The organism is Mesorhizobium sp. B1-1-7, from assembly GCF_006442705.1.
GTDB lineage: Bacteria > Pseudomonadota > Alphaproteobacteria > Rhizobiales > Rhizobiaceae > Mesorhizobium > Mesorhizobium opportunistum.
This window is the reverse complement of sequence record NZ_VFWQ01000014.1, coordinates 101316-124360: the sequence shown is the minus strand read 5'-3', so window position 1 is coordinate 124360 and position 23045 is coordinate 101316. Positions and strand designations below refer to the sequence as shown.

General features: G+C 63.7%; 24 protein-coding genes, 1 pseudogene and 1 riboswitch. Of the genes and pseudogenes, 17 read left to right on the top strand and 8 right to left on the bottom strand.

The window, feature by feature from the left end; all coding sequences use genetic code 11:
- Window positions 1-143: 143 nt before the first annotated feature.
- A complete protein-coding gene (locus FJ978_RS23720) occupies window positions 144-710 on the top strand; it encodes a DUF6101 family protein (RefSeq protein ID WP_013896695.1) in 567 nt (188 codons plus the stop codon).
- A gap of 205 nt (window positions 711-915) precedes the next feature.
- Here the strand turns inward: FJ978_RS23720 and ubiA are convergent, their stop codons facing one another.
- Both ubiA and FJ978_RS23710 read right to left on the bottom strand, forming a co-directional pair.
- The gene (ubiA, locus tag FJ978_RS23715; protein ID WP_041164373.1) at window positions 916-1899 is read right to left on the bottom strand and encodes a 4-hydroxybenzoate octaprenyltransferase; all 984 of its coding nucleotides are present in this window, start codon (window positions 1897-1899) and stop codon (window positions 916-918) included.
- A gap of 68 nt (window positions 1900-1967) precedes the next feature.
- Window positions 1968-2879 carry a LysR family transcriptional regulator gene (locus FJ978_RS23710; protein WP_013896693.1) on the bottom strand — a complete coding sequence of 304 codons (912 nt, stop codon included), beginning with the start codon at window positions 2877-2879 and terminating at the stop codon, window positions 1968-1970.
- Window positions 2880-2969: 90 nt separating this feature from the next.
- On the opposite strand from FJ978_RS23710, the gene FJ978_RS23705 reads away from it, so the two are divergent.
- Window positions 2970-3791 carry a phytanoyl-CoA dioxygenase family protein gene (locus tag FJ978_RS23705; RefSeq protein WP_013896692.1) on the top strand — a complete coding sequence of 274 codons (822 nt, stop codon included), beginning with the start codon at window positions 2970-2972 and terminating at the stop codon, window positions 3789-3791.
- A 278-nt stretch (window positions 3792-4069) separates the two neighbouring features.
- Window positions 4070-5347 (top strand): phosphoribosylamine--glycine ligase, encoded by a 1278-nt coding sequence (purD, locus tag FJ978_RS23700; protein ID WP_013896691.1) that lies wholly within the window; start codon window positions 4070-4072, stop codon window positions 5345-5347.
- Window positions 5348-5368: 21 nt separating this feature from the next.
- Here purD and FJ978_RS23695 read toward each other — a convergent pair whose 3' ends face one another.
- Entirely contained in the window at window positions 5369-6478 is a 1110-nt protein-coding gene (locus FJ978_RS23695) for a glycoside hydrolase family 25 protein (RefSeq protein WP_140574495.1), read from the bottom strand.
- 148 nt (window positions 6479-6626) lie between these two features.
- Window positions 6627-6863: a hypothetical protein gene (locus FJ978_RS23690; protein ID WP_013896689.1), complete on the bottom strand. Its 237-nt coding sequence runs from the start codon at window positions 6861-6863 to the stop codon at window positions 6627-6629.
- Window positions 6864-7076: 213 nt separating this feature from the next.
- Here FJ978_RS23690 and FJ978_RS23685 point away from each other — a divergent pair, with 213 nt between their 5' ends.
- Window positions 7077-8846 (top strand): acyl-CoA dehydrogenase, encoded by a 1770-nt coding sequence (locus FJ978_RS23685; protein ID WP_140574389.1) that lies wholly within the window; start codon window positions 7077-7079, stop codon window positions 8844-8846.
- Window positions 8847-8874: 28 nt separating this feature from the next.
- Window positions 8875-9624: a crotonase/enoyl-CoA hydratase family protein gene (locus FJ978_RS23680; RefSeq protein ID WP_140574387.1), complete on the top strand. Its 750-nt coding sequence runs from the start codon at window positions 8875-8877 to the stop codon at window positions 9622-9624.
- A 136-nt stretch (window positions 9625-9760) separates the two neighbouring features.
- Here the strand turns inward: FJ978_RS23680 and pdxH are convergent, their stop codons facing one another.
- Complete coding sequence (gene pdxH, locus FJ978_RS23675) at window positions 9761-10378, bottom strand: pyridoxamine 5'-phosphate oxidase (protein WP_140574385.1); 618 nt, start codon at window positions 10376-10378, stop codon at window positions 9761-9763.
- A gap of 41 nt (window positions 10379-10419) precedes the next feature.
- Between pdxH and FJ978_RS23670 the strand changes: the two genes are divergently transcribed.
- The 4 genes from FJ978_RS23670 to FJ978_RS23655 all read left to right on the top strand — a co-directional run bounded on the left by FJ978_RS23670 (window position 10420) and on the right by FJ978_RS23655 (window position 13477).
- Entirely contained in the window at window positions 10420-10881 is a 462-nt protein-coding gene (locus tag FJ978_RS23670) for an RT0821/Lpp0805 family surface protein (protein ID WP_140574383.1), read from the top strand.
- A gap of 112 nt (window positions 10882-10993) precedes the next feature.
- Window positions 10994-11920, top strand: coding sequence for a J domain-containing protein (locus tag FJ978_RS23665; protein WP_140574381.1), 927 nt, complete (start codon window positions 10994-10996; stop codon window positions 11918-11920).
- A gap of 106 nt (window positions 11921-12026) precedes the next feature.
- Complete coding sequence (gene fabI, locus FJ978_RS23660; RefSeq protein ID WP_013896683.1) at window positions 12027-12848, top strand: enoyl-ACP reductase FabI; 822 nt, start codon at window positions 12027-12029, stop codon at window positions 12846-12848.
- A 41-nt stretch (window positions 12849-12889) separates the two neighbouring features.
- Window positions 12890-13477, top strand: coding sequence for a histidine phosphatase family protein (locus FJ978_RS23655; protein WP_140574379.1), 588 nt, complete (start codon window positions 12890-12892; stop codon window positions 13475-13477).
- A gap of 30 nt (window positions 13478-13507) precedes the next feature.
- Here the strand turns inward: FJ978_RS23655 and FJ978_RS23650 are convergent, their stop codons facing one another.
- Window positions 13508-13768, bottom strand: a complete 261-nt coding sequence (locus tag FJ978_RS23650) for a DUF1344 domain-containing protein (RefSeq protein WP_013896681.1) — start codon at window positions 13766-13768, stop codon at window positions 13508-13510.
- A 183-nt stretch (window positions 13769-13951) separates the two neighbouring features.
- Between FJ978_RS23650 and aroC the strand changes: the two genes are divergently transcribed.
- Together aroC and ribB are read left to right on the top strand one after the other, a co-directional pair.
- Window positions 13952-15067: a chorismate synthase gene (aroC, locus tag FJ978_RS23645; protein ID WP_140574377.1), complete on the top strand. Its 1116-nt coding sequence runs from the start codon at window positions 13952-13954 to the stop codon at window positions 15065-15067.
- A 74-nt stretch (window positions 15068-15141) separates the two neighbouring features.
- The gene (gene ribB / locus FJ978_RS23640; protein ID WP_140574375.1) at window positions 15142-16242 is read left to right on the top strand and encodes a 3,4-dihydroxy-2-butanone-4-phosphate synthase; all 1101 of its coding nucleotides are present in this window, start codon (window positions 15142-15144) and stop codon (window positions 16240-16242) included.
- A gap of 50 nt (window positions 16243-16292) precedes the next feature.
- Here ribB and FJ978_RS23635 read toward each other — a convergent pair whose 3' ends face one another.
- The gene (locus FJ978_RS23635; RefSeq protein WP_140574373.1) at window positions 16293-17516 is read right to left on the bottom strand and encodes an MFS transporter; all 1224 of its coding nucleotides are present in this window, start codon (window positions 17514-17516) and stop codon (window positions 16293-16295) included.
- A 121-nt stretch (window positions 17517-17637) separates the two neighbouring features.
- Between FJ978_RS23635 and FJ978_RS23630 the strand changes: the two genes are divergently transcribed.
- Together FJ978_RS23630 and FJ978_RS23625 are read left to right on the top strand one after the other, a co-directional pair.
- Complete coding sequence (locus FJ978_RS23630; RefSeq protein ID WP_140574371.1) at window positions 17638-18246, top strand: TetR/AcrR family transcriptional regulator; 609 nt, start codon at window positions 17638-17640, stop codon at window positions 18244-18246.
- An 89-nt stretch (window positions 18247-18335) separates the two neighbouring features.
- Window positions 18336-19319, top strand: a complete 984-nt coding sequence (locus FJ978_RS23625) for a hypothetical protein (protein ID WP_013896676.1) — start codon at window positions 18336-18338, stop codon at window positions 19317-19319.
- A gap of 65 nt (window positions 19320-19384) precedes the next feature.
- On the opposite strand, the pseudogene bluB reads toward FJ978_RS23625, so the two are convergent.
- Window positions 19385-20065: pseudogene (gene bluB, locus FJ978_RS33270) on the bottom strand (5,6-dimethylbenzimidazole synthase); the annotation flags it as partial.
- A gap of 47 nt (window positions 20066-20112) precedes the next feature.
- A riboswitch (cobalamin riboswitch) is annotated at window positions 20113-20293 on the bottom strand.
- A gap of 121 nt (window positions 20294-20414) precedes the next feature.
- On the opposite strand from bluB, the gene FJ978_RS23615 reads away from it, so the two are divergent.
- The 4 genes from FJ978_RS23615 to FJ978_RS23600 all read left to right on the top strand — a co-directional run bounded on the left by FJ978_RS23615 (window position 20415) and on the right by FJ978_RS23600 (window position 22998).
- Window positions 20415-21341: a histone deacetylase family protein gene (locus tag FJ978_RS23615; protein WP_013896674.1), complete on the top strand. Its 927-nt coding sequence runs from the start codon at window positions 20415-20417 to the stop codon at window positions 21339-21341.
- 3 nt (window positions 21342-21344) lie between these two features.
- Window positions 21345-21596 carry an exodeoxyribonuclease VII small subunit gene (locus FJ978_RS23610; protein WP_013896673.1) on the top strand — a complete coding sequence of 84 codons (252 nt, stop codon included), beginning with the start codon at window positions 21345-21347 and terminating at the stop codon, window positions 21594-21596.
- Window positions 21597-21770: 174 nt separating this feature from the next.
- On the top strand, window positions 21771-22037 hold the full coding sequence (locus FJ978_RS23605; RefSeq protein ID WP_010914875.1) for a DUF2277 domain-containing protein: 267 nt from the start codon (window positions 21771-21773) through the stop codon (window positions 22035-22037).
- Window positions 22038-22077: 40 nt separating this feature from the next.
- Window positions 22078-22998, top strand: a complete 921-nt coding sequence (locus FJ978_RS23600; protein ID WP_013896672.1) for a pirin family protein — start codon at window positions 22078-22080, stop codon at window positions 22996-22998.
- The last annotated feature ends 47 nt before the right edge of the window (window positions 22999-23045 follow it).

Genomic DNA, 23045 nt, shown 5'->3' with positions numbered 1-23045 from the left:
CCCTGAGATCAGCAAAATTTAACCGACTTTCTTAAGCGCGGCGGTAAGGAGCCAGCGCTAATGTTTCCCCATAACGAGGCCGGGAAAACTGGCCCGGAGAGAACCGGACACCGGCTCTCAGGAGACAGACAGGAAGGCACTCTATGAACACCGGACTTAAGCCAGTCTGGGCGGGACGCAACATGCGCCTCGACCCATTCCGACTGCCCCAGATGGTCAGCTACGCCACGCGCGACGATTATGGCGACGTGACTTTCACCATCGACCATCGCGGCGCCGTGATCCGCCGCCTGCTCGAGATGAGCGGCGTGCCGGCGATCATCGCTCTGCCCGCCAATGCGTTCCGCGGCGTTGCCGCCCGCGCAATGGAGGATCCGGACGGCAATGTCACGGTGACCCTGGAACTCCTGCACAACGACCCCATGCTGTCGGTCCCGCTGCTGGTGGCCGACGATCTTGAAGATGTCGCCGCCGACTGGCGCGCCTGGGCCGACGCCTACCGCCTGCCGATGCTGTTGATCGAATCGGACGGCATCGCCCGCACTTTGGAAGAATCTCTCGGCGCCGCCATCAAGACGCTGCCGCCGCAGGATCGCCGCAAGGGCCGCGTTTCGACCATGCGCCGTCCGCGCTTCCTCGCCCGCCGCCGGGCCGGCGACCTCGGTCTCAGGCTGGTCATCGACGGCCAGGAGATCATTTCAAGGGATTAGCTTCTTCTCCCCGTCACTATACGGGGAGAAGTGCCCGGCAGGGCGATGAGGGGCAGCGCTGACCTAAGTGTTTGGCTACCACCTCAAGACTTGGTTGAGTGTGCGTTGTGTCGCGCTGAACCTCTCGCCTCGCCTTCAAGGTTGGCGCTGCCCCTCATCCGGCTGCCGCCACCTTCTCCCCGTATAGTGACGGGGAGAAGGAAGACTACACCAGCGGCTTCAGCGCCACCCATAGCGCGCCGCCGATCAAGCCGAGGAAGATCAGCCAGCCGACCTGGTTGTTCGAGCGGAACAGCCGCAGGCATTGGTCCGGATTGTCGATGTCTAGAACCGTGATCTGACGGGCCATGTGCGCGCCGGCGGCGATCAACCCGGCCAGCGCCACCACCGGGGCTTGCGCCGACGCGAAGGCGATGGCGAAGCAGATCAGCGTGCCGCCATAAAGTCCTGCCAGCCACGCCTTGGTGTTGTCGCCGAACAGCCGTGCCGTCGAGCGCACGCCGACAATGGCGTCGTCTTCCTTGTCCTGATGCGCATAGATCGTGTCGTAGCCGATCACCCACAGGATCGAGCCGATATAAAGCATGATGGCGGGGCCATCGAGATCGCCGAACTCGACCGCCCATCCCATCAGCGCGCCCCAGGAAAAGGCAAGGCCGAGAAACAGTTGCGGCCAGTTGGTTATCCGCTTCATGAATGGATAGACGGCAACGATCGCCAGCGAACAGACGCCGAGCAGAATGGCGAAGCTGTTGAACTGCATGAGCACCGCAAGGCCGGCCAGGGCTTGCAGGACAAGAAACAGCCAGGCCCGCCGGCGCGTCGTCTGGCCCGAGGGCAGCGGACGCGAGCGGGTGCGTTCGACCTGGTTGTCGATGCCCTCGTCGACAAGGTCGTTGTAGGTGCAGCCGGCGCCACGCATGGCGATGGCGCCGATGAGGAACAACACGAGATACAGGGGGGCCGGCAGAAGCGAGAGCAGCGGGTCGCCGGGGCGCGGATAGGCGCTCGCCGCAAGCGCTGCCGACCACCAGCATGGCCACAAAAGCAATTGCCAGCCGATCGGCCTGTCCCATCTCGCAAGCTGCGCATAGGGCCAAACCGAGCGCGGCAGCACGCGGTAGACCCAATGGCCGTTCGGCGCATCGGCGACACGGCCCTGGGCCACTTTCGATTGGATAGGTTCCATGCGCATGGAGTGGCAGCAGCCGTGGAAACCGTCAAGCGGCAAGCAGTCGGTCGACGACGGTCCGCCCGTCAGGCGGTGAAGATGTCGCGTGTGGAGAACCAGGCTTTCGCCACGTCGACGAATGCCAGCGCTGCGTTCGAAACCCGCTGATGCGTGTCATAGGTGAGAATGATCCGTTGCATGGGCAGCGGATCCGACAACGGCCTGCAGATCAGCGGCAGCCCGTCATAGCTGCGGTCGCCATGCGGGCGGGTGTAGCTGACCGCGACCCCGAAGCCGTTCGCCACCATGCTGCGCTGGAGTTCGAACGAACTCGTCGCCTTGTCGGCGACCGGCGAGAGACCCCGGCCGCGGAACAGATCGAGCATGTGCTGCCAGCTGTGCGGCTGATCCGTCGTGATCAGCGGGTAGACGGCGAGATCCGCCAGGCTGACCGATGGTTGGTCCGCCAGGGCATGGCCCGCCGGCAACAGCGCGTGCGGGCGAAGTTCGTGCAGCAGGACGCGGGCGAAGTGGGTCGGCAGGCTCAGATCATAGGTGAGACCGAGATCGATGGCGGCGTCGCCGAGTCTCCGCCCCAGCGTCTCGAAGGTCTCGTCGCGAACGACGATTTTCACCGCCGGATGGCGTTCGGAAAAAGCACGGATCAGCGCAGGTGCGAAGAACGGCGCCAGATCCTCGAAACATCCAAGCACCAGCTCTCCGCCGACGGCCGAGTTGTCCGCACCCAGGCTCATCAGCTCGTCGGTCTCGGCAAGGACCTGTTTTGCCTTGACCGCCACGGTGCGGCCGAAGGAGGTCAGCGAAACGCCGCTTCCGCGCTGGCGCACGAACAGTTTCTGCCCGAAATCCTTTTCCACGGCGTCGATCGCGACCGAAATCGACGGTTGCGAAATGTTCAGCGCTTTGGCCGCGCCTGTGACACTGCCGTGGCGGGCGACGGCGACCAGATAGCGCAATTGCGTCAGAGTAGGACTCATAGTTCAGACCTATGTGTCAGATGAGAAGTTATTATTTTACCGAATGAAGGAGGGCTGCGATAGTCGTCTCGATCCTGAAAGGAGGACACCATGGCTTCCCAGACTGCCGCCCGCTCAATCGACACCGGCCTGATCGATGCGGAGATGATTGCCGACTATCAGCGCGACGGCGCGGTTTGCATCCGCGGCGCCTTCAAGGGCTGGGTCGATACGATCGCCGCCGGCATCGAGCGCAACATGGGGAACCGCAGCGCCACCGCGTCTGATATCGCCAATGGCCGCGGCAGTTTCTTCGACGATTATTGCAACTGGGAACGCATCCCCGAATTCGTCGAGCTGGTGCGGCAATCGCCCGCCGCCCAACTGGCGGCGGCGGTGATGCAGTCGCGCACCGCGCAATTCTTCCATGACCATGTTCTGGTCAAGGAACCCGGCACGCAGAAGCCGACGCCCTGGCATCAGGACATCCCCTACTACTTCGTCGATGGCCAGCAGACGGTCAGCTTCTGGATCCCCATCGACCCGGTGAAGGAGGCGACGCTGCGTCTGATCGCCGGCTCGCACAAATGGGACAAGATGATCCTGCCGGTGCGCTGGCTCGACGACAGCAATTTCTACGCCAGCGAGGGCGACTACCTGCCGGTTCCCGATCCCGACAAGGATCCGTCGATGAAGGTGCTCGAATGGGAGATGGAGCCGGGCGATGCCATCCTGTTCGACTTCCGGACCGCGCATGGCGCGCGCGGCAACCTGACCGCGGCACGGCGCCGGGCACTCTCGCTGCGCTGGGTCGGTGACGATGCCCATTATGTCGAGCGGCCGGGCCGCACCTCGCCTCCCTATCATGGCCATGGCATGCAGCCAGGCCAGAAATTGCGCGAAGACTGGTTTCCGGTCGTTTTCCCTGGCTGAGCGGGCCAGAATATGGGCGTCGGAATTCGGCGCCCATATTCGGCAGGGGATAACGTTCCCGTGCGCAAATCGGATCAAAATACCCTGATGCCTTGACCCGTAGCCCAGAGAGCAATAGCGGGTGCTCCAAGAGACTGTTTCGAAATTCGCTCTGGCGAGTCATATGGTGGTGGTTTCGAGAACCGTAGCGGAGCGGACATTTGGTCCGTGAGCAACGGAAGCGCAGAAAACGCCGCCAGGTGGCCGCCAGAGCAGAATTTCGGCATCAAGAGGTGGCCATGAACGTTCTTCTTCTGGGCTCCGGCGGCCGCGAACATGCGCTGGCCTGGAAGATCGCGGCGTCGCCGCTGCTGACCAAGCTCTACGCGGCCCCCGGCAATCCGGGCATCGGCAGCGAGGCCGAGCTGGCTAAGCTTGACATCACCGATCATGCCGCCATCGCCGTCTTCTGTCGGGAGAAAAAAATCGACCTCGTCGTGGTCGGTCCGGAAGGGCCGCTCGTCGCCGGTATCGCGGACGATCTGCGCGCCGAAAACATCCGCGTCTTCGGGCCTTCCAAGGCTGCCGCGCGGCTGGAAGGCTCCAAGGGTTTCACCAAGGATCTCTGCGCCAGGTACAACATCCCGACCGCGGCCTACGGCCGCTTCGGCGATCTGGCCTCCGCGAAAGCCTATGTCGAGAAAACGGGCGCGCCGATCGTCATCAAGGCCGATGGGCTTGCCGCCGGCAAGGGTGTCACCGTCGCCATGACGCTGGACGAGGCACGGGCGGCACTCGATTCCTGCTTCGACGGTTCCTTCGGCGCCGCAGGCGCCGAAGTGGTGATCGAGGAATTCATGACCGGCGAGGAGGCGAGCTTCTTCTGCCTCTGCGACGGCACCACGGCGCTGCCCTTCGGCACCGCGCAGGACCACAAGCGCGTCGGTGACGGCGACGTCGGCCCCAATACGGGCGGCATGGGGGCCTATTCGCCGGCCCCGGTGATGACGCCGGAAACGGTCGAGCGCACCATGCGCGAGATCATCCAGCCGACCATGCGCGGCATGGCCAATCTCGGCGCGCCCTTCGCCGGCATCCTTTTCGCCGGGTTGATGATCACGGACAAGGGGCCGAAGCTGATCGAATACAACACCCGCTTCGGCGACCCGGAATGCCAGGTGCTGATGATGCGGCTGAAGGACGACCTGCTGGTGCTGCTCAACGCGGCAACCGACGGCCAGCTGGCACACACCTCCGTGCGCTGGCGCGACCAGGCGGCGCTCACCGTGGTGATGGCGGCGCGGGGCTATCCCGGCACGCCGGAAAAAGGCTCGGTCATCCGCGGCGTCGAGGACGCGGCGGCTGACGGCGTCCAGATCTTCCATGCCGGCACCGCCATCAACGGCGGCGCACTGGTTGCCAATGGCGGCCGCGTGCTCAATGTCACGGCGACCGGCGCGACCGTCGGCGAGGCGCAGGCGCGGGCCTATGCCGCGCTCGACCGCATCGACTGGCCCGACGGATTCTGCCGCCGCGACATCGGCTGGCAGGCCGTGGCGCGCGAACAGGCGCACTGAAGCTCGGATTGTGGACGGCCGCTACCGCTGGCCGCGATCGCTTTTGGTCGAAGCGGTGCTGACCGGGTCGGCCGCGGCGAAGGCGGCATCGAGTTGCGCGGGTGAACGCTGCTCGGTCCGCTTCCAGGCAACATATTGGACGATGCCGAAGCTCGGCCGTCGCGGTACGGTCTTCACGACAGGCATGCGAAAACCACCGCGGAATCTTGACCAGCGCGTACCGAGCACTGCGACCAGTTCCTCGAACGTCGGCGGCGTCGCGACATCGGCATAGATGAGGGTGGTCTTGCCGGCCAACGCTGCTTCGCGCGACAGCGGCACCGGTACGCTGGCGAGATAGTCTGACGGCACGTCGATCAGCCCGCCAAAAGGCCATTGCTGGCGCAGCGTGGCGGCATCAGTCGGCGCCACGTTGACGTCGATATTGTCAGGCGTGCCGGCGACCCTGTAGGGGCAGCGGAAATGGCCGCAATTGGCCTGCGCTGAAAATTGCCAGAGTGCATAGCCCTGCCAGTTGCCCATCGGAAAATGCACGTCGATGTCAGGCTTGTAGCGCGCGTACCAGAGCGGCAGCCGCGACAAGAGCCGGTACTTGTAACGGTTGTCGGCGATGAACTGTGCGGTCCTGCCGTTGGTGTAGAGCACCGGGAAACGGCCGATGCGCCTGTGCACCTGGCGCACGAACTCCTCGGCATCGTCGAGCGACATCCATTGCGAGGGATCGTTGCCCTCGATGTCGAGAGCCATGAGATCGTCGGGCGCGGGTTCGGCGAAATCGAGGAAATTATTGGCCTGCTCGACCGGATTGCCGGGGCGGGCAAGATGATAGGCGCCCCATTTCAAGCCGAGCGCCTTGGCCACGACCCGGCGCGTCTGGAACAGCTCGCGCGTCACCGCATGGCGCTTCCACAACGCCTTGCAGAGCTTCACCTCGGTGTCGCTGCCAAAGCAGAAATAGGGCGGCGGCATGCCGTCCGACGCCTTGTTGATGAAGGCGACGACGCGTTTGTCGGTGGCAAGCTGCGCCCAGTCGATGGAATTGTATTCGTAGGCATCGACCACCAAAGCGCGGTCGGCATTCTTCCACGGCTCGGAAAAATCCGAGGCCCTTGCCGCCGCCGACAGCGTCATCGTCGCCGCAAGAGCGAGAAGCGCTGTGCGGCGAAGGAGGCGCACCGTCCTTTTCAAAACAGGGAATCCCCGTGGATCAAAGACAGATGCTGGACCGCTATGGTTAAGGAAATGCTTCTCTATGAAGATGCCGGCCAATGCCGGGAAGTCAGCGCCGGCTGAATGGCTGGAATTCAAAAGGATCCGGCGCCGGCGCCTGCTGCAGCGTACCTTCGGCGGCGCGTTTGCGGTGGTGGGCGAGCGAGCATTTCGGCGAGCACAATATGCCGCGATCCGACCAATAGGCGGCGCCGTTTTCCAAGTCGCCGTGATAGTAAGAAAACCCCGCCGCCCGGTAGGGCAGGCCGCATTCGATACAACGGTAGGCGTCGGGTCTGGCGAGCATGGGATTGGTTCCAGTCGGCTGGTTCTGGTCTGTCGCCGGTCGAATTGATCCGGCTTCGATCGAATTTAATACGTGCCGGGACGATTGCAAAATCCGCGTGACAAAATTTGACGTTTACGTAAAAAGGAAAGCGGAAGACCGTCCAAAGGCGGATGGTTTTGCGGCTCCGCGAGCCATAGGGTTCCGTTGGCGGAAGGTGAGGAGGAACGCGGCATGTATCGGGCACCCGTCGAGGATATCGCGTTCACGCTGAAGCACGTGGCCGGCATGAAGGCGGCGCTCGATGCCGGCACGTTCGGCGATCTCGGCGAGGATCTGGTAGACGCCGTTCTCGGCGAGGCAGGCCGTTTCGCCACCGAGGAGGTCGCTCCCCTTTACAAGATCGGCGACGAACACGGTGCGGTGTTGAAGGACGCTTCCGTCATCACCCCGCCCGGCTGGAAGGAACTCTATCGCCGCTGGATCGACAGTGGTTGGAACGCGCTGTCCGGGCCGGAAGCGTATGGCGGCCAGGCGCTGCCGACCATGCTTGGCGTCGCAGCGCTCGAAATGTGGAACTCCGCCGCCATGGCTTTCGGCATCGGCCCGACGCTGACCATGGGCGCGGTCGAAGCGCTCGACAAGCACGCCTCCGAAGACCTCAAGGCGAAATATCTGGAAAAGCTCGTCTCCGGCGAATGGATGGGCACGATGAACCTGACCGAGCCCCAGGCCGGTTCGGACCTCGCCGCCTTGCGCGCCCGCGCGGAGCCGGCCGGTGACGGCACATACCGCATCTTCGGCCAGAAGATCTTCATCACCTATGGTGAGCACGATTTCACCGACAACATCATTCATCTGGTGCTGGCGCGACTGCCGGACGCGCCTGCCGGAACGCGCGGCATCTCGCTGTTCCTGGTGCCGAAATTCCTGGTCGGCGACGACGGCTCGCTTGGCGCGCGCAACGACGTCTTCTGTTCCGGCCTCGAACACAAGCTCGGCATCCATGCCTCGCCGACCTGCACCATGATCTATGGCGACGGCTTCCAGGGCGCCAAGCCGGGTGCCATCGGCTGGCTGATCGGCGAGGAGAACAAGGGCCTCGCCTGCATGTTCACCATGATGAACAATGCGCGGCTTTGCGTCGGCATGCAGGGCGTGGCGGTCGCCGAAGCCGCGACCCAGAAGGCGATCGCCTATGCCAATGAGCGCCGCCAGGGCAAGGCGGCGGATTATGCCGGCGCCGGCATGGCGCCGATCGTCCATCACCCCGACGTGCAGCGCAATCTCCTGACCATGAAGGCGCTGACGCAGATCGCTCGCGCCATCAGCTATTCCTGCGCGCACGCCATCGACATGGCGCGTGTATCGTCCGGCGACGAGGCGGCGCATTGGCGCGACCGCGCCAATCTTTTGACGCCGCTGGCCAAGGCGTTTTCGACCGATGTCGGCGTCGAAGTGGCCTCGCTCGGCCTCCAGGTGCATGGCGGCATGGGTTTCATCGAGGAGACTGGCGCGGCTGCCCTTTATCGCGACGCGCGCATAGCGCCGATCTACGAGGGCACCAACGGCATCCAGGCGATCGATCTGGTTGCCCGCAAGCTGCCGCTCGGCGGCGGCGAGCATGTCCATGGCTTCATCGGCGAACTGGCCGTGGTCGCCAGTGCCGTGCGCACCTCCAACCTACAGGGGTTCGGCCGCACCGCCGATGCTCTCGACGCGGCACTCGACGACCTGACGCAAGCGACCCGCTTCCTGCAAGAACTGTCGACGGACGGCCGGTCGGAGCAGGCGCTGGCGGGTGCCACGCCGTATCTCAGGCTGATCTCGTTGGCCGCCGGCGGCGCCTTCCTGGCGCGGGGCGCTCTGGCCGATCAGGGCCGTATATCGCTTTGCCGCTTCTTCGCCGAAAATCTCCTTGGCGAGGCGCGCGCGCTGAAAGAGCGCGTTATCGACGGTGCCGAAAGTCTCGCCATTGCCGGCAAGGCGCTGATTTCCGCCTGACGTTCACAAGGCCTAGCAAGGAAAAACCGTGACAGACCACATCCTCGTCGAGCGCCAGGGCGCTATCCAGATCATCCGCATGAACCGCCCGGACAAGAAGAACGCACTGACGCGCGCCATGTATGCCAAGATGTCGCAAACATTGGCCGAAGGCGATGCCGATCCGGCCATCCGCGTCCATGTGTTCCTTGGGGTGCCCGGCGCCTTCTCCTCCGGCAACGACCTTGCCGATTTCATGGTGGTGGCCACCGGCGGCGATGGCGGCACCGAAGTCTGGGATTTCCTGATAGCGCTGGCCAGGGTCGAAAAACCGATCGTCTCCGGCGTCGACGGCATCGCGGTCGGTATCGGCACGACGATCAACCTGCACTGCGACCTGACCTTCGCCACGCCGCGCACCGTGTTCAGGACGCCTTTCGTCGACCTCGGCCTGGTGCCGGAGGCGGGATCGAGCCTCTTGGCGCCGCGCGTGCTGGGGCAGCAGGCCGCTTTCGCGTTGCTTGGCCTTGGCGAGGGCTTTTCGGCCGAGCGCGCGAAGGCCGCCGGCTTGATCTATGAGGTGGTCGAGGAAGGGGCACTGGAAGCCTCCGTCCTTGCGGCCGCCGGCCAGATCGCCGCCAAGCCGCCGCAGGCGCTGAAGATCGCGCGCGACCTGATGCGCGGCCCGCGCGACGACCTCGTCGCCCGCATCGGCGAGGAGAGCGAACATTTTCGCGAGCGGCTGAAATCGGATGAAGCGCGCGCCGCGCTCACGGCGTTCATGACCAGGAAGAAATAGCTCGGTCTTCTACCTCCCCTCGATGGGGAGGTCGGCCCGCAGGGCCGGGTGGGGTGAAGCGCGGACCTAACTCGTTCAGCTTCGTTGCCACCACGCAGCCTGCACCAGAACAGTGAAGACGTCGCCATTCCCAAACTCAGGGATAAAGCCGGGTCTTGTCCCAACCGCCCTTGGCGTTGCGCGAGAAAGCCACCCGGTCATGCAGCCGGAACGGCCTGTCGTGCCAAAACTCGATCGTCTGCGGCACGATGCGGAAGCCGGACCAGTGTTTCGGGCGTGGAATCTCGCCGATCGCGTAACGGGCCGTGTATTCGGCGACGGCTTTCTCCAGCGCGAACCGGCTTTCCAGCGGCCGCGATTGTTTCGAGGCCCAGGCGCCGATACGGCTGCCGCGCGGCCGCGTCGCATAATAGGCGTCGGCTTCGGCATCGCTGACGATCTCCACCGGACCGCGAATGCGCACCTGGCGGCGCAGCGATTTCCAGTGGAAGCACATCGCCGCCTTCATGCTGCCCAGAATCTCCTGGCCCTTGGCGCTCTCGAAATTCGTGTAGAACGCAAAGCCGCCCTCATCGAACCCCTTCAGCAGCACCATCCGCACATCCGGCATGCCTTCGGCATCGACCGTCGCCAGCGCCACGCCGTTGGCGTCATTGATTTCGCTCTTCGTGGCGTCGTCCAGCCATGCGGCAAAGAGGCGAAACGGTTCGCCGGCCTCGGTAAAGTCACCGCTTGTTAACTCAGTGTCACTCATAGTTTTTCTCAAATTGTCACGGATCAGGGGGAGGTTGCCGATTGTCGCGTATCGCGCAAGCTTTTGACAGCAGGCAATGGAGCGTTATCGCTTCGGCCAGCGCGAAAGCCGCGATCGTGGTCGTCAGCCTGCCACTGGCCGCCTGTGGAGCGGGTGGCTTCAGCCTGGAAAAGGCGGAGGTCGACCGCTCGATCCTGACCAGCAGCACGTCTGCTTCCACGGCGCCGGTCGATTCGGATCGAAACTCCGACCAGACGACGATCGGCAATGCGGTATCTTCCGCCGACATCGAGCAGCTCGGCGGGCAGGCGGTGCCATGGGCGAATGCCGGGACCGGATCGCGCGGCTCCATTACCGAGCTCGCCGAATTGAAGGACAGCGGCCAGACCTGCCGCCGCTTCAAGGCGTCGCGCGAAAGCTTTGACGGCGTTGCGATGTTCGAGGGTGAATTGTGCCTCGCCAGCGCCGGTGGCTGGCGCATGCAGGGCTTCAAGCCGCTCTAGCTTCCGCCCTCGATTTCCGCCCTTGATATGACGGTCCGGCACTGGAATTTCTTCCTATGCGAGCGCATATAGGAGGCAAGTATGGACTCAACTCATTTCCAGGGCAGGACGCATGCGCGACCCGTATGAGGTGCTGGGCGTTGCAAAGAACGCATCGGCCAAGGACATAAAATCGGCATACCGGAAGCTCGCCAAGAAACATCATCCGGACCAGAATCCGAATGATCCCAAGGCGAAGGATCGTTTTGCCGCGGCCAACCAGGCCTATGAGATCGTCGGCGACGAGAAAAACCGTGCCGCCTTCGATCGCGGCGAGATCGACGCCGACGGCAAGCCGCGCTTCCAGGGTTTCGAGGGCGCGGCCGGTGGCGATCCCTTTGGCGGGTTTCGTCGACAGCAGGGGGCCGGCGGCTCGCGATTCGAATTCCGGTCGGGGCGCCCCGGTGGCGATCCGTTCGACGGCAACAGCGATATTTTCAGCCAGATTTTCGGCGACGCCTTTTCGGGCGCGCGCGGTGCCGGCATGGGCGACCGCCGCCAGCCCGCGACCGCTGCCGATCTGAACGTGACGCTCGACATCACCATCGAGGAAGCGGCGAATGCCGAAAAGGTGACGGCGATGTTCCCGGATGGCCGCAAGGTGGCGGTCAAGCTGCCGGCCTATGTCGAGGACGGCCAGACCATCCGGCTGAAGGGGCAGGGCGAGCAGGGACCGGGCCAGCCCGGCGACGCGCTGGTCAAGATCCATATCCGCAGGCACCCGCGTTACCGGATAGAGGGTCGCGACCTGCACGCCGACCTGCCGGTGTCGCTGGCGGACGCGGCACTGGGCGCCAAGGTGCCGGTCGAGACGCCGACCGGCAGGCTCGCGGTCAACGTTCCTGCCTGGTCGAGCTCGGACAAGGTCCTGCGCCTCAAGGGCAGGGGCCTGCCGGAAAAAGCCGGCGGCCATGGCGATCTCTATGTCCATGTGCGCATCATGCTGCCGGAGAGCGGCGACAGCGCGCTCGAAGCGCTGCTGCGCGGCCAAAAAGGCTGATCGACGGCTTTTGTCCCCCGAACTGTCCGGTTTGAACGCTTGAAGGGGCTTTGTGCCTGTGCGATAGGCACTCCACAAAGCAGAAGATCTTGCGGAGAGCACGCACATGGCGGGTGGACAGGGCCTGATGGCCGGCAAACGCGGCCTTATTCTCGGCGTCGCGAACAACAGGTCGATCGCCTATGGCATCGCCAAGGCGTGCGTCGATCACGGCGCGGAAATCGCGCTGACCTATCAGGGCGAGGCCTTCAAGAAGCGCGTCGAGCCGTTGGCCACGGAACTGGGCGCCTTTGTCGCCGGCCATTGCGACGTCACCGATCCGGCGAGCCTCGACGAGGTTTTTGCCAATGTCGCCAAGCATTGGGGGGGCAAGCTCGATTTCCTCGTCCATGCCATCGCTTTTTCCGACAAGGACGAGCTGACCGGCCGCTATGTCGAGACGACGCGCGACAACTTCCTGCGCACCATGGACATTTCGGTCTATTCCTTCACCACCATCGCCAAGCGCGCCGAGGCGCTGATGACCGATGGCGGGTCGCTTTTGACGCTGACCTACTACGGCGCCGAGAAGGTGATGCCGCACTACAACGTCATGGGCGTTGCCAAGGCCGCGCTCGAAGCCAGCGTGCGCTACCTGGCCGTCGATCTCGGCTCCAAGAAGATCCGCGTCAACGCGATCTCCGCCGGCCCGATCAAGACGCTGGCCGCTTCCGGCATCGGCGACTTCCGCTACATCCTGAAGTGGAACGAATACAATTCGCCGCTGAAGCAGACGGTTACCCAGGAAGAGGTCGGCGATTCCGGCGTCTATTTCCTGTCAGACCTGTCGCGTGGCGTCACCGGCGAAGTGCACCACGTCGATTCCGGCTATCACGTCGTCGGCATGAAGGCGGTCGACGCGCCTGATATTTCGACGGTCAAGGACTAATCCCCTCCGCCCAGGCCCAGGCCCGACCACCGGAAGATCTGATGTACCCGCTGGTTTATATCGTGCGCCACGGCCAGACCGCGTGGAACGCCGAGTTCCGGCTGCAAGGGCAGGCCGACACCGATCTCAATGCTCTTGGCCGCGAACAGGCGACCGGAAACGGCGTTCGGCTGGCCGAACTTGTCCATGATCCGGAGAATTTCGATTTCGTCGCCAGTCCGATGAAGCGGACGCGCGAAACGATGGAACGTATCCGCGCCGCGATGCAACTCGATCCGGATGCCTATCGGACCGATCCCCGCCTCGTCGAAGTCAATTTCGGCGATTGGCAAGGATCCACCTTCGCCGAACTCGAGACCCGATATCCCGGCGCGAGTAGGACGCGCGCTTTGGACAAATGGAACTTTCAGCCGCCGGGCGAAGGCGCCGAGAGTTACCGGATGCTGCTCGAGCGGGTCAAACCCTGGTTCGATGCGCTGAACCGGCAAACTGTCTGCGTGACGCATGGCGGCGTCATGCGCACCTTGTTCCGTTTCGTGCTTGATATGGCGGAGGACGAGGCAGCGAACCTGGAGATACCACAGGATCGCGTGCTCAAGCTCGAAGGCAAGAGCCTGGAGTGGCTTTAGGTCACCTGAACCCGTTCAAACGCGACGCGCTTAGTTCGTGTCGCTGTCCGGCAGCTGCATATCGGTGACGACGTTTTCGCCATTGGTCACGTCGTAGGCGATGACGATGTCCATGCCCGGCTTCAGCGCGTCGAGATCGGTCTCGGCGTTCAGCTTGTAGGATTTGCCGTCGTCCAGCGTCAGCGTCAGCGCATCCTTGTCGATCTTCTTGATCAGGCCTTCGGTCTGGCCGGCGAAAGCGGCGGTGGAAAGCAGCAGCGTGGCGGCAACAGCGCCAATCAGGGTACGCATCATCGTCCTCTTTGGTCATTGCGCCGGCACGGTGGCGGCGGATCCTCAACGGCGAATGGAGCAGAGCAGAAACCAACCGAATGTGTCAAAACTAAATCCGCCGGATCACAGTTTGACCCCTGTGGAAAACGCCAATAGAACGCAGGCTTCAACCGGCTCGGCTGCCGATCAGGGCACTTTTCCATGTCTCACAACACGTTCGGCCATCTTTTCCGTGTCACCACCTGGGGTGAAAGCCATGGCGCCGCACTAGGCTGTGTGGTGGACGGCTGTCCGCCCGGCATCCGCTTCACCCGGCTGGAGATCCAGGCCGAACTCGACAAGCGCCGGCCGGGCCAGTCGCGCTTCGTCACCCAGCGCCGCGAACCCGACGAGGTGAAGGTGCTGTCGGGCTTCGTCCTCGACGAGGACGGCGAGACGATGATCACCACCGGCACGCCGGTCTCGATGTTGATCGAAAATGTCGATCAGCGTTCGAAGGACTATGGCGAAATCGCCCGCCAGTACCGGCCGGGTCATGCCGACTACACCTATGACGTCAAATACGGCATACGCGATTACCGTGGCGGCGGCCGCTCCTCGGCCCGCGAGACGGCCGCGCGCGTGGCGGCCGGCGCGCTCGCCCGCAAGGTGGTGCCCGGCATGGTGGTGCGCGGCGCGCTGGTGTCGATGGGCGAAAAGTCCATTGATCGCGCCAACTGGAACTGGAACTTCATCGGCGATGCGGAAAATCCGTTCTTCACGCCCGATCCGGCTTCCGTTCCCGTCTTCACTCAGTATCTCGACGGCATCCGCAAGGCCGGTTCCTCGGTCGGCGCGGTGATCGAGATCGTCGCCGACGGCGTTCCGCCAGGCCTTGGCGCGCCGATCTATGCCAAGCTCGACCAGGACATCGCGTCGGGCCTGATGTCGATCAACGCCGTCAAGGGCGTCGAGATCGGCAACGGCTTCGAGGCCGCCCGCATCACCGGCGAAAAGAATGCCGACGAGATGCGCATGGGCAATGACGGCAAACCGGTGTTCCTGTCCAACAATGCCGGCGGTATCCTCGGCGGCATCTCGACCGGCCAGGCGATCGTCGCGCGCTTCGCCGTCAAGCCGACCTCGTCGATCCTGACGCCGCGAAAGTCGATCGACAAGGACGGCAACGACGTCGAGGTGATGACCAAGGGCCGGCACGACCCCTGCGTCGGCATCCGCGCCGTGCCGATCGGCGAGGCCATGGTTGCCTGCGCCATCGCCGATCATTATCTGCGCCATCGGGGACAGACGGGGAAGGGAGTAGGCAGTAGGGAATAGGCAGTAGGCCTTTTTTTCTTTCACCTACTGCCCTATTGCCTACTCCCTATTCCCGCGAGCGAAGCGAGCATTCCATGCCTTACGACCAGAAGAAGATCGTCGAAGCCCTGCGTGCCTTCGAACGCGGCGAGATCGTCGTCGTCATGGACGATGACGGGCGCGAGAACGAGGGCGACCTGATCGTCGCCGCCGTTCATTGCACGCCGGAGAAGATGGCCTTCATCGTGCGCAACACCTCCGGCATCGTCTGCACCCCGATGCCGCGCGAGGAGGCCAAGCGCCTCAATTTGCAGCCGATGGTCGCCGACAATGATTCGGCCCACACCACCGCTTTCACCGTCAGCGTCGATTTCAAGCACGGCACCACGACGGGCATTTCGGCTGACGACCGCACGTTGACCGTTCGCAACCTCGCCAACGGCAATGTCGGCGCTTCCGATTTCGTCCGCCCCGGCCATATCTTCCCGCTCATCTCGCGCGAGGGCGGCGTGCTGATGCGCTCCGGCCATACCGAAGCAGCGGTCGACCTGTGCAAGCTCGCCGGCCTGCCGCCGATCGGTGTGATCTCGGAACTGGTCAATGACGACGGCACCGTCAAGCGCGGCCCGCAGGTCGCGGCCTTTGCCGTAGAGCATGGTCTCAAGCAGGTGTCGGTCGCCGATCTCATTGCTTATCGCCAGCGCAAGGAAACGCTGGTTGAACGCGTGGCCTGCTCGGAGATCGACACACTCGGCGGCAAGGCGCAGGTCTTCACCTACACGCTGCCCTGGGATTCCATGCACCACGTCGCCGTTGTCTTCGGCGACATCCGCGATGGAGAAGAGGTGCCTGTGCGCCTGCATTCCGAGGATGTGGTGACCGACGTCTTCGGCACCAGTCACCGGCTGGACGCCATCATGAAGGCAATGGGCGAGCGCAAGCGCGGCGTCATCGTCTATCTGCGTGAGGGCTCCGTCGGTGTCGCGCACCAGGAGCGCAAGCGCCCGGCGAGCGGCGAGCGCGAGGATCATGAGGAGGCCCGCCGGCGCGAGAATGAATGGCGCGAAATCGGCCTCGGCGCTCAGATCCTCAAGGATCTCGGCATCTCCTCGATCAATTTGATCGCCTCGCGCGAACGCCACTATGTCGGCCTCGAAGGGTTTGGCATCCATATCGCCAAAACCGAAATCATCTGAACTGCCAGTGATGATAGCGCCCGGTCCGTTCAAACCGGGCGCTTCGTGGATCATTCAGCAGGAACGACCGCCGCTTCGCATCCATCCAGCTCGCAATTGTGGATGGCGAGGCTGCTCTGCCCAAATAGTACCGTGACCAGCGCAATGGTGCCTGATGCCACCGAAACCCAGAACCCGTTCTGGGCGCCGAACGCGTCCACCACCGCACCGGCGGTGAACGACCCCAGCGCCATGCCGATGCCGATGCCTGTCATCACCCAGGTGATCCCCTCGGTCAGCATCGCTTCCGGCACATGTCGTTCGATCAGGCCGAACGCCGTGATGAAGGTAGGCGAGATCGCGACGCCGCTGATGAAGACGGTCAGCGCCAGCAGCGGCACGCTGTCGGCGGTGAGCGGCAGCAGGGTGCCGAGCGCGACCAGGGCGACCGCAATGGCAAGTTGGCGTTGCAGCGGCGCCTTGAGGTTGAACGCGCCGACGACGATGCCCAGCGCGAACGATCCCAGCGCATAGACGCCGATGACCAGGCTCGCGGCACCCGGCTGGCCGAGTTCCTTGGTGATCGCCACGGTGCTCACTTCGGTCGTGGCGAACGTCGCGCCGATGAAGATCAGGGCAAAGGTGATGATCTGCACCGGCCGCAGGCGGATCGCCGAACCGCCGGAGCCATTGGCTACCGGTCGCACTTTCGGCTCGGTCGAGCGCTGCAGGATGAAGGCCATCGATCCGACGGCGAGAAACAACGTGCTCGCCAGCATGCCCGCCTCCGGGAACAGGCCGGCACTGAGGCCCACCGACAGGGATGCTCCGGCGATATAGACCAACTCGTCCGCCGCCGATTCGAAGGCGAACGCGGTGTTCATCTGAGGCCGGCCCCGGAAAATCTCGGTCCAGCGCGCCCGTACCATTGCCGGCATGCTGGGCATGGCTGCCGCCAGCAGCGCGGACACGAACAGCGTCCACATAGGCCAGTCCTGATTGGCCGCTGCAATCAGCATGAGGAAAGCAAGCACGGAGATGATGGTGGTGGGCAGGACAATTGGGGTCTGGCCAAAGCGGTCCACCAGCCTTGATATTTGCGGCGCCAGGAAAGCGTTGGCCAGCGCGAATGTCGCCGAAACGGCGCCCGCCAGCCAGTACTCGCCGTGTGTCTGCGACAGCATCGCCACGATGCCGATCGGAGCCATGGCGATCGGCAAGCGCGCCATGAAGCCGGCAGTTGCAAAGCCCTTGGCGCCAGGGGCGCGAAAGATTTCCGAATAGGGGTTCTGCATGATGCTGTTCCTCGACAAAGGACAATTCGACAATTACATACGAGGCGTATGAGTGTTAGATAGACCATACGTCGCGTATGTCAATTGGCATACGAGACGTATGTGAATAGGGCCAGCCGGAATGCACAAACCACGCAAGGAGATGATCGCCGAGACGCGCGCCAAGCTGATCGCCGCGGCCCGCCAGGCCTTCGGCACCATCGGCTACGCCGAGGCGTCCATGGATGATTTCACCGCGTCGGCCGGGCTGACGCGCGGCGCTCTCTATCATCACTTCGGAGACAAGAAGGGGTTGCTGGAGGCGGTCATCGCCGAAATCGACGCCGAGATGGCGGCTCGGGTGAATGAGGTCGCATCGAGAGCGCCGAACCGCTGGCAACACTTCGTCGACGAGTGCACGACCTATATCGAGATGGCGCTGGAGCCGGAGATCCAGCGCATCATGTTCCGCGACGGCCCGGCCGTGCTGGGGGATCCGGCACAATGGTCGAATGCCAATGCCTGCGTCGGCTCAATGACCGATCATCTTGCCGCGCTGCAAGGGGAGGGGGTGGTCGTCCCGAGCGTCGACCCCGAAACCGCCGCACGGCTGATCAACGGCGCCAGCAGCCAGGCGGCGCAGCGGATCGCCAATTCGAACGATCCCGAGGCGACATCGAGGAAGGTGGTGGTGGCGTTCAAGCAACTGCTCGAAGGCCTGCTCAGGAAACCGGGTTCGCAGCCGAACTGATATCCCGTCCGCGGTCCGGGATACGCCCACGATTGACAATCTTCGGGTTGAGCGCATCCTCCCCAGCCATCTCTGAGGGGATTCGGGGCATGTGGGATTTCGATATCGGCAGGTCGGTGTCCATCATGATGCGGACCTGGCCCTTCATTGTCTTTCGCATGATCGTCTATTTCGGCATCACGCTGGCCTACATCATGGCGACCGGCACCGGTGCCTCGGTCGGCTATGGCGTCGGCCATATCTCCACAGATCCCGACGGGCCGATGTCCTTTGCCCTATGGGGCGGCGTGGTCGGCTTCGGCATCGTCTCGATCGCCGTCTACTGGATCCGCGAATACATCCTCTATGTCGTCAAGGCCGGCCATATCGCCGTCATGGTCCATCTGATTGACGGCCAGGACGTTCCCGGCGGCCAGGACCAGATCGCCTATGCCAGGCAAGTCGTGACCGAGCGGTTCGCCGAGGCCAACATCCTTTTCGTCGTCGACCAATTGGTCAAGGGCGCCATCCGCGCCATCACCGGCCTGCTTGGCGGCATTGCCGCCTTCCTGCCGATTCCGGGCCTGAGCGGCCTGGTCTCCTTCATCAACACGGTGATCCGCCTATCGCTGACCTATGTCGACGAGATCATCCTCGGCTACAATATCCGCATCAATTCGTCCTCGCCCTTCGAGACAGCGCGCCAAGGCGTGGTGCTCTACGCCCAGAACGGCAAGACCATGGTCAAGAACGCCGTCTGGCTGGCAGTCATCATGTGGGGCGTCTCTTTCGTCATCTTCTTGGCTATGCTGGCTCCTGCCGCCGCAATTCTCTTCATCATGCCGGGGCAACTGGCTGGTTGGGCCTTCGTGCTCGCCATCGTCTTTGCCTGGGCGTTCAAGGCGGCTTTCATCGAGCCCTTCGCCATCGCTTGCCTGATGCAGGTCTATTTCAAGACCATTGAGGGCCAGGTGCCCGATCCCGCCTGGGACGCTCGGCTCTCCGAGGCATCGTCGAAATTCAGGGAACTCAAGGACAAGGCGCTGGCCTCCTTCGGCGGCTCGCGCTGGGATACGGCGGGCGCGACACGCTGATCGGCCGGGCTTGCCGGCGCGGCATTGACGGCGTTGAGGCGTGCAACCGTCGATTTGAGCCGCACCTCGCCCTGACCGCAAAAAGTCTCGCTCTTGATCAGTTCGGGCAGCGGCAGGCGTCGGCCCCAGCCATGGGTTTCGAGGTCCGGTTTCGGCGCGAATTCGGAGACCCGGCCGACGCAGAGATAGGCGACCGGCGTCACGTGATCGGGAATAGCCAGCAGGCTCTTCAGCGCTTGCGACTCGATGATGCTGACCCAGCCGACGCCGACGCCCTCGGCGCGCGCCGCCAGCCAGAAATTCTGCACCGCGCAGACCGTGCTGTAGAGGTCCATTTCCGGATTGTGCCAGCGTCCCAGCGGCGAACCCTTCGACCGCTGCCGGTCGCAGGTGATGCAGATGTTGAGCGCGCTTTCGCAGATGCCTTCCAGCTTGAGCTTGCGGTAGAGCGCCTGCCTTTCCTGTTCGATGGCCGGAAGTTCCTGTTCGCGCGCGGCGAGGAACAGGTCGCGCACTTCCGCGCGCCGTGCGGCATCGCGGATGACGATGAAGTTCCACGGCTGCATGAAGCCGACCGACGGCGCGTGGTGGGCGGCAAGCAGCAGCCGCGCCAGCACCTCGTCGTCGAGCGCGTCGGGCAGGAAATGGCTGCGCACGTCACGCCGCGTGAACATGGCGCGGTAGACCGCGTCTCGCGCCATCTGGTCAAATCCGTCGCTACCAGGAGCGGTCATGTGTTCCGGCATCGCTTGTCCCCTTGCGATTGCTATCGATGCCAGCCGCCTGACCATGCGGATGACGATGTCTGCCAGGCCGGTCTTCTGGCTTGGGATCAACCCGCGTCCGATGCCTTCCCGTCATCGACAGTGGCATTTACCGGCGCGGTCCCCCTCACAGCGTTGGGCACGCCACGGAATTCAACCGTGTTCCCGATTCTCCCGCTTGCGGCGGGCACCAGGCAGTGTCCGCGACCTTACGCCGAACCGCCCAGGGCGCCAATCCCCGCAGCGACGCCAATGGACGCAGGCGTGATTTTCCCCAGCGATCGAGCCGCGATGCATGGCCATCGCGGCGCCGGGGCACTAGATAGGGAGCATGGCCACTCGTCTCTACACGCATCCGATCTTCCTCGAACACATCACGCCGCCTGGCCACCCCGAGCGGCCGGACCGCTTGCGCGCCATCGAGCGGGTGCTCGACGACGAGGCCTTCGCCGCACTCGATCGTGTCAAGGCGCCGGAAGGTGACGAGGCCACCATCCTCTACGCGCATCCCGCCGATTTCGTCGCCCGCGTGCGCGCCGCCATCCCTGACCAAGGCATCGCCCGCATCGATGCCGACACCACCGCCAGCCCGAAGAGCTGGCAAGCTGCGATCGCGGCGATCGGCGCCGCCAATGCGGCCGTCGACGATGTCTTTGAGGGCCGCGCCGACAATGTGTTCGTCGCAGCGCGGCCCCCTGGCCACCATGCCGAAAAAACCACGGCCATGGGCTTCTGCCTCTTCAACACGGCGGCCATCGCCGCGCGTTATGCACAGAAGAAGCATGGCGTCGAACGCGTCGCGGTCGTCGACTGGGACGTGCATCACGGCAACGGCACGCAGGACATTTTCTGGGACGATCCTTCGGTGCTCTATTGCTCCACGCATCAGATGCCGCTCTACCCCGGCACCGGCGCGAAGGACGAGACCGGCGCCGGCAACATCGTCAACGCGCCGCTTGCGCCGCAGACCGGCAGTGAGGTATTTCGCGACGCCTTCCTGTCGCGCGTGCTGCCGGCGCTCGACAATTTCGCGCCGGATTTGATCATCATTTCCGCGGGCTTCGATGCGCACCACCGCGACCCGCTGGCCGAGATCAACCTGACCGAGGACGATTTCGATTGGGCGACCGGCCAGCTGATGCAGCGCGCCGCGCGCCACAGCCGCAACCGGCTCGTCAGCCTGCTCGAGGGCGGCTACGATCTGCAGGGATTGGCATTTTCGGTCGCCGCCCATGTCGGGCGACTGATGAAAGGATGAATGATGGCTGGTGAGACCAACGAAGACGTCAAGGCGATGAGCTTCGAACAGGCACTCGACGCGCTGGAGAAGATCGTCGATGATCTGGAGCGCGGCGACGTACCGCTCGACCAGTCGATCAAGATCTATGAGCGCGGCGAGGCGTTGAAGGTGCATTGCGACCGGCTGTTGAAGGCCGCCGAGGACAAGGTCGAGAAGATCAGGCTGTCGCGCGACGGCAAGCCAGTCGGGACGGAGCCGCTCGACGCGGACTAGAGCAATTCCAGGAAAAGTGTGAGACGGTTTTCCGTCCGGAATTGCGTTAAAACAAAGAGATAGGGTGAACCGCTCTTGGAGCGCGGTCTCACCGGTTTTTGGACACGATCATGTTTGAGGATTAGAGTTCGTCCCGATTGAAACGGCTCCAGGACAAGAGGAGATACGGAAGCGATGTGCAGAAACATCAAGACCCTGTTCAATTTTGATCCGCCGGCAACCAACGACGAAGTCCGCGACGCGGCACTTCAGTTCGTCCGCAAGCTGAGCGGAACGACGCGGCCCTCGAAGCAGAACCAGCACGCGTTCGACCATGCGGTCGAAGCTATCGCGGCATCGGCACGCGAGCTTCTCGATTCGCTTGAAACCAACCAGCATCCGCGCAATCGCGAAGAGGTTGCGGCCAAACTGCGGGCAAAGGCGGCGATCCGCTTCGCCTGATGTGGCCAGGGCGGTCCTTGGCCGCCGACAAGGAGAGTTCATGAGCTTCTTCCCCGGGGAGGATCCCGAAGCCGGCGACGCCTTCGCAAGCGACCAGATCGAGCTGATGGTCATCCCGAATGCCAAGGACATTGGCGGCTTTGAAGTCCGCCGCGCCTTGCCGACCGCCAAGAGACGGCTGGTCGGTCCGTTCATCTTCTTCGACCGCATGGGACCGGCGATCCTGCGCGCCGGCCAGGCGCTCGATGTCCGCCCGCATCCGCATATAGGCCTGTCGACGGTGACCTATCTGTTCGACGGCAAGATCCGCCATCGTGATTCCCTCGGCACCGAAATGGTGATCCAGCCCGGCGACGTGAACCTGATGACCGCCGGCCGCGGCATCGTGCACTCCGAGCGCACGCCCGAAGAACTGCGCGGCGCGCCGATGTCCATCTCCGGCCTGCAGACGTGGCTGGCGCTGCCGGACGACAAGGAAGAGGTGGCCCCGGTGTTCGAGAACACCGCTGTCTTGCGGCTTCCCGATATCGACGCCGAAGGCGTCAGCGGCCGCGTCGTCATCGGCGATTTCCAGGGACTGCGCTCCCCGGTGAGGACCGACTCCGAGACGCTCTACGCCGATCTCAGGCTTGCGCCGGGCGCCAGTGTGAAAATCCCGCCCGATGCCGAAGAACGCGCCGTCTATACGCTTGAAGGCGAGGTCTCGATTTCGGGCGACGTCTTCCCGGCGGAGCGTCTGCTGGTGTTCCGTCCCGGCGATGAGATCATCGTATCGTCGCAAACCGGTGCGCATTTCATGCTGTTCGGCGGCGCCTCGCTCGGTTCGAAGCGGTATATCTGGTGGAATTTCGTCTCGTCGTCCAAGGAGCGCATCGAACAGGCCAAGCAGGAATGGAAGACGGGCCGCTTCGATATCGTTCCAGGAGATGAGGAAGAGTTTATTCCGTTGCCGGAAGGCTGAAGAAGATCGGCGAGGGGACCTGATTGATCCGCGTCGCTGACACGCAT

Bases quoted from the DNA above. Each gene is read 5' to 3' on its own strand.
- FJ978_RS23610 (WP_013896673.1), top strand. From the start codon at position 21,345: ATGGCTGGTGAGACCAACGAAGACGTCAAGGCGATGAGCTTCGAACAG.
- FJ978_RS23665 (WP_140574381.1), top strand. From the start codon at position 10,994: ATGCGCGACCCGTATGAGGTGCTGGGCGTTGCAAAGAACGCATCGGCC.
- FJ978_RS23600 (WP_013896672.1), top strand. From the start codon at position 22,078: ATGAGCTTCTTCCCCGGGGAGGATCCCGAAGCCGGCGACGCCTTCGCA.
- FJ978_RS23650 (WP_013896681.1), bottom strand. From the start codon at position 13,768: ATGCGTACCCTGATTGGCGCTGTTGCCGCCACGCTGCTGCTTTCCACC.
- FJ978_RS23695 (WP_140574495.1), bottom strand. From the start codon at position 6,478: ATGACGCTGTCGGCGGCGGCAAGGGCCTCGGATTTTTCCGAGCCGTGG.
- FJ978_RS23605 (WP_010914875.1), top strand. From the start codon at position 21,771: ATGTGCAGAAACATCAAGACCCTGTTCAATTTTGATCCGCCGGCAACC.
- FJ978_RS23690 (WP_013896689.1), bottom strand. From the start codon at position 6,863: ATGCTCGCCAGACCCGACGCCTACCGTTGTATCGAATGCGGCCTGCCC.
- pdxH (WP_140574385.1), bottom strand. From the start codon at position 10,378: ATGAGTGACACTGAGTTAACAAGCGGTGACTTTACCGAGGCCGGCGAA.
- FJ978_RS23635 (WP_140574373.1), bottom strand. From the start codon at position 17,516: ATGCAGAACCCCTATTCGGAAATCTTTCGCGCCCCTGGCGCCAAGGGC.
- aroC (WP_140574377.1), top strand. From the start codon at position 13,952: ATGTCTCACAACACGTTCGGCCATCTTTTCCGTGTCACCACCTGGGGT.
- FJ978_RS23655 (WP_140574379.1), top strand. From the start codon at position 12,890: ATGTACCCGCTGGTTTATATCGTGCGCCACGGCCAGACCGCGTGGAAC.
- FJ978_RS23630 (WP_140574371.1), top strand. From the start codon at position 17,638: ATGCACAAACCACGCAAGGAGATGATCGCCGAGACGCGCGCCAAGCTG.
- fabI (WP_013896683.1), top strand. From the start codon at position 12,027: ATGGCGGGTGGACAGGGCCTGATGGCCGGCAAACGCGGCCTTATTCTC.
- purD (WP_013896691.1), top strand. From the start codon at position 4,070: ATGAACGTTCTTCTTCTGGGCTCCGGCGGCCGCGAACATGCGCTGGCC.
- ribB (WP_140574375.1), top strand. From the start codon at position 15,142: ATGCCTTACGACCAGAAGAAGATCGTCGAAGCCCTGCGTGCCTTCGAA.
- ubiA (WP_041164373.1), bottom strand. From the start codon at position 1,899: ATGGAACCTATCCAATCGAAAGTGGCCCAGGGCCGTGTCGCCGATGCG.
- FJ978_RS23685 (WP_140574389.1), top strand. From the start codon at position 7,077: ATGTATCGGGCACCCGTCGAGGATATCGCGTTCACGCTGAAGCACGTG.
- FJ978_RS23615 (WP_013896674.1), top strand. From the start codon at position 20,415: ATGGCCACTCGTCTCTACACGCATCCGATCTTCCTCGAACACATCACG.
- FJ978_RS23625 (WP_013896676.1), top strand. From the start codon at position 18,336: ATGTGGGATTTCGATATCGGCAGGTCGGTGTCCATCATGATGCGGACC.
- FJ978_RS23710 (WP_013896693.1), bottom strand. From the start codon at position 2,879: ATGAGTCCTACTCTGACGCAATTGCGCTATCTGGTCGCCGTCGCCCGC.
- FJ978_RS23720 (WP_013896695.1), top strand. From the start codon at position 144: ATGAACACCGGACTTAAGCCAGTCTGGGCGGGACGCAACATGCGCCTC.
- FJ978_RS23705 (WP_013896692.1), top strand. From the start codon at position 2,970: ATGGCTTCCCAGACTGCCGCCCGCTCAATCGACACCGGCCTGATCGAT.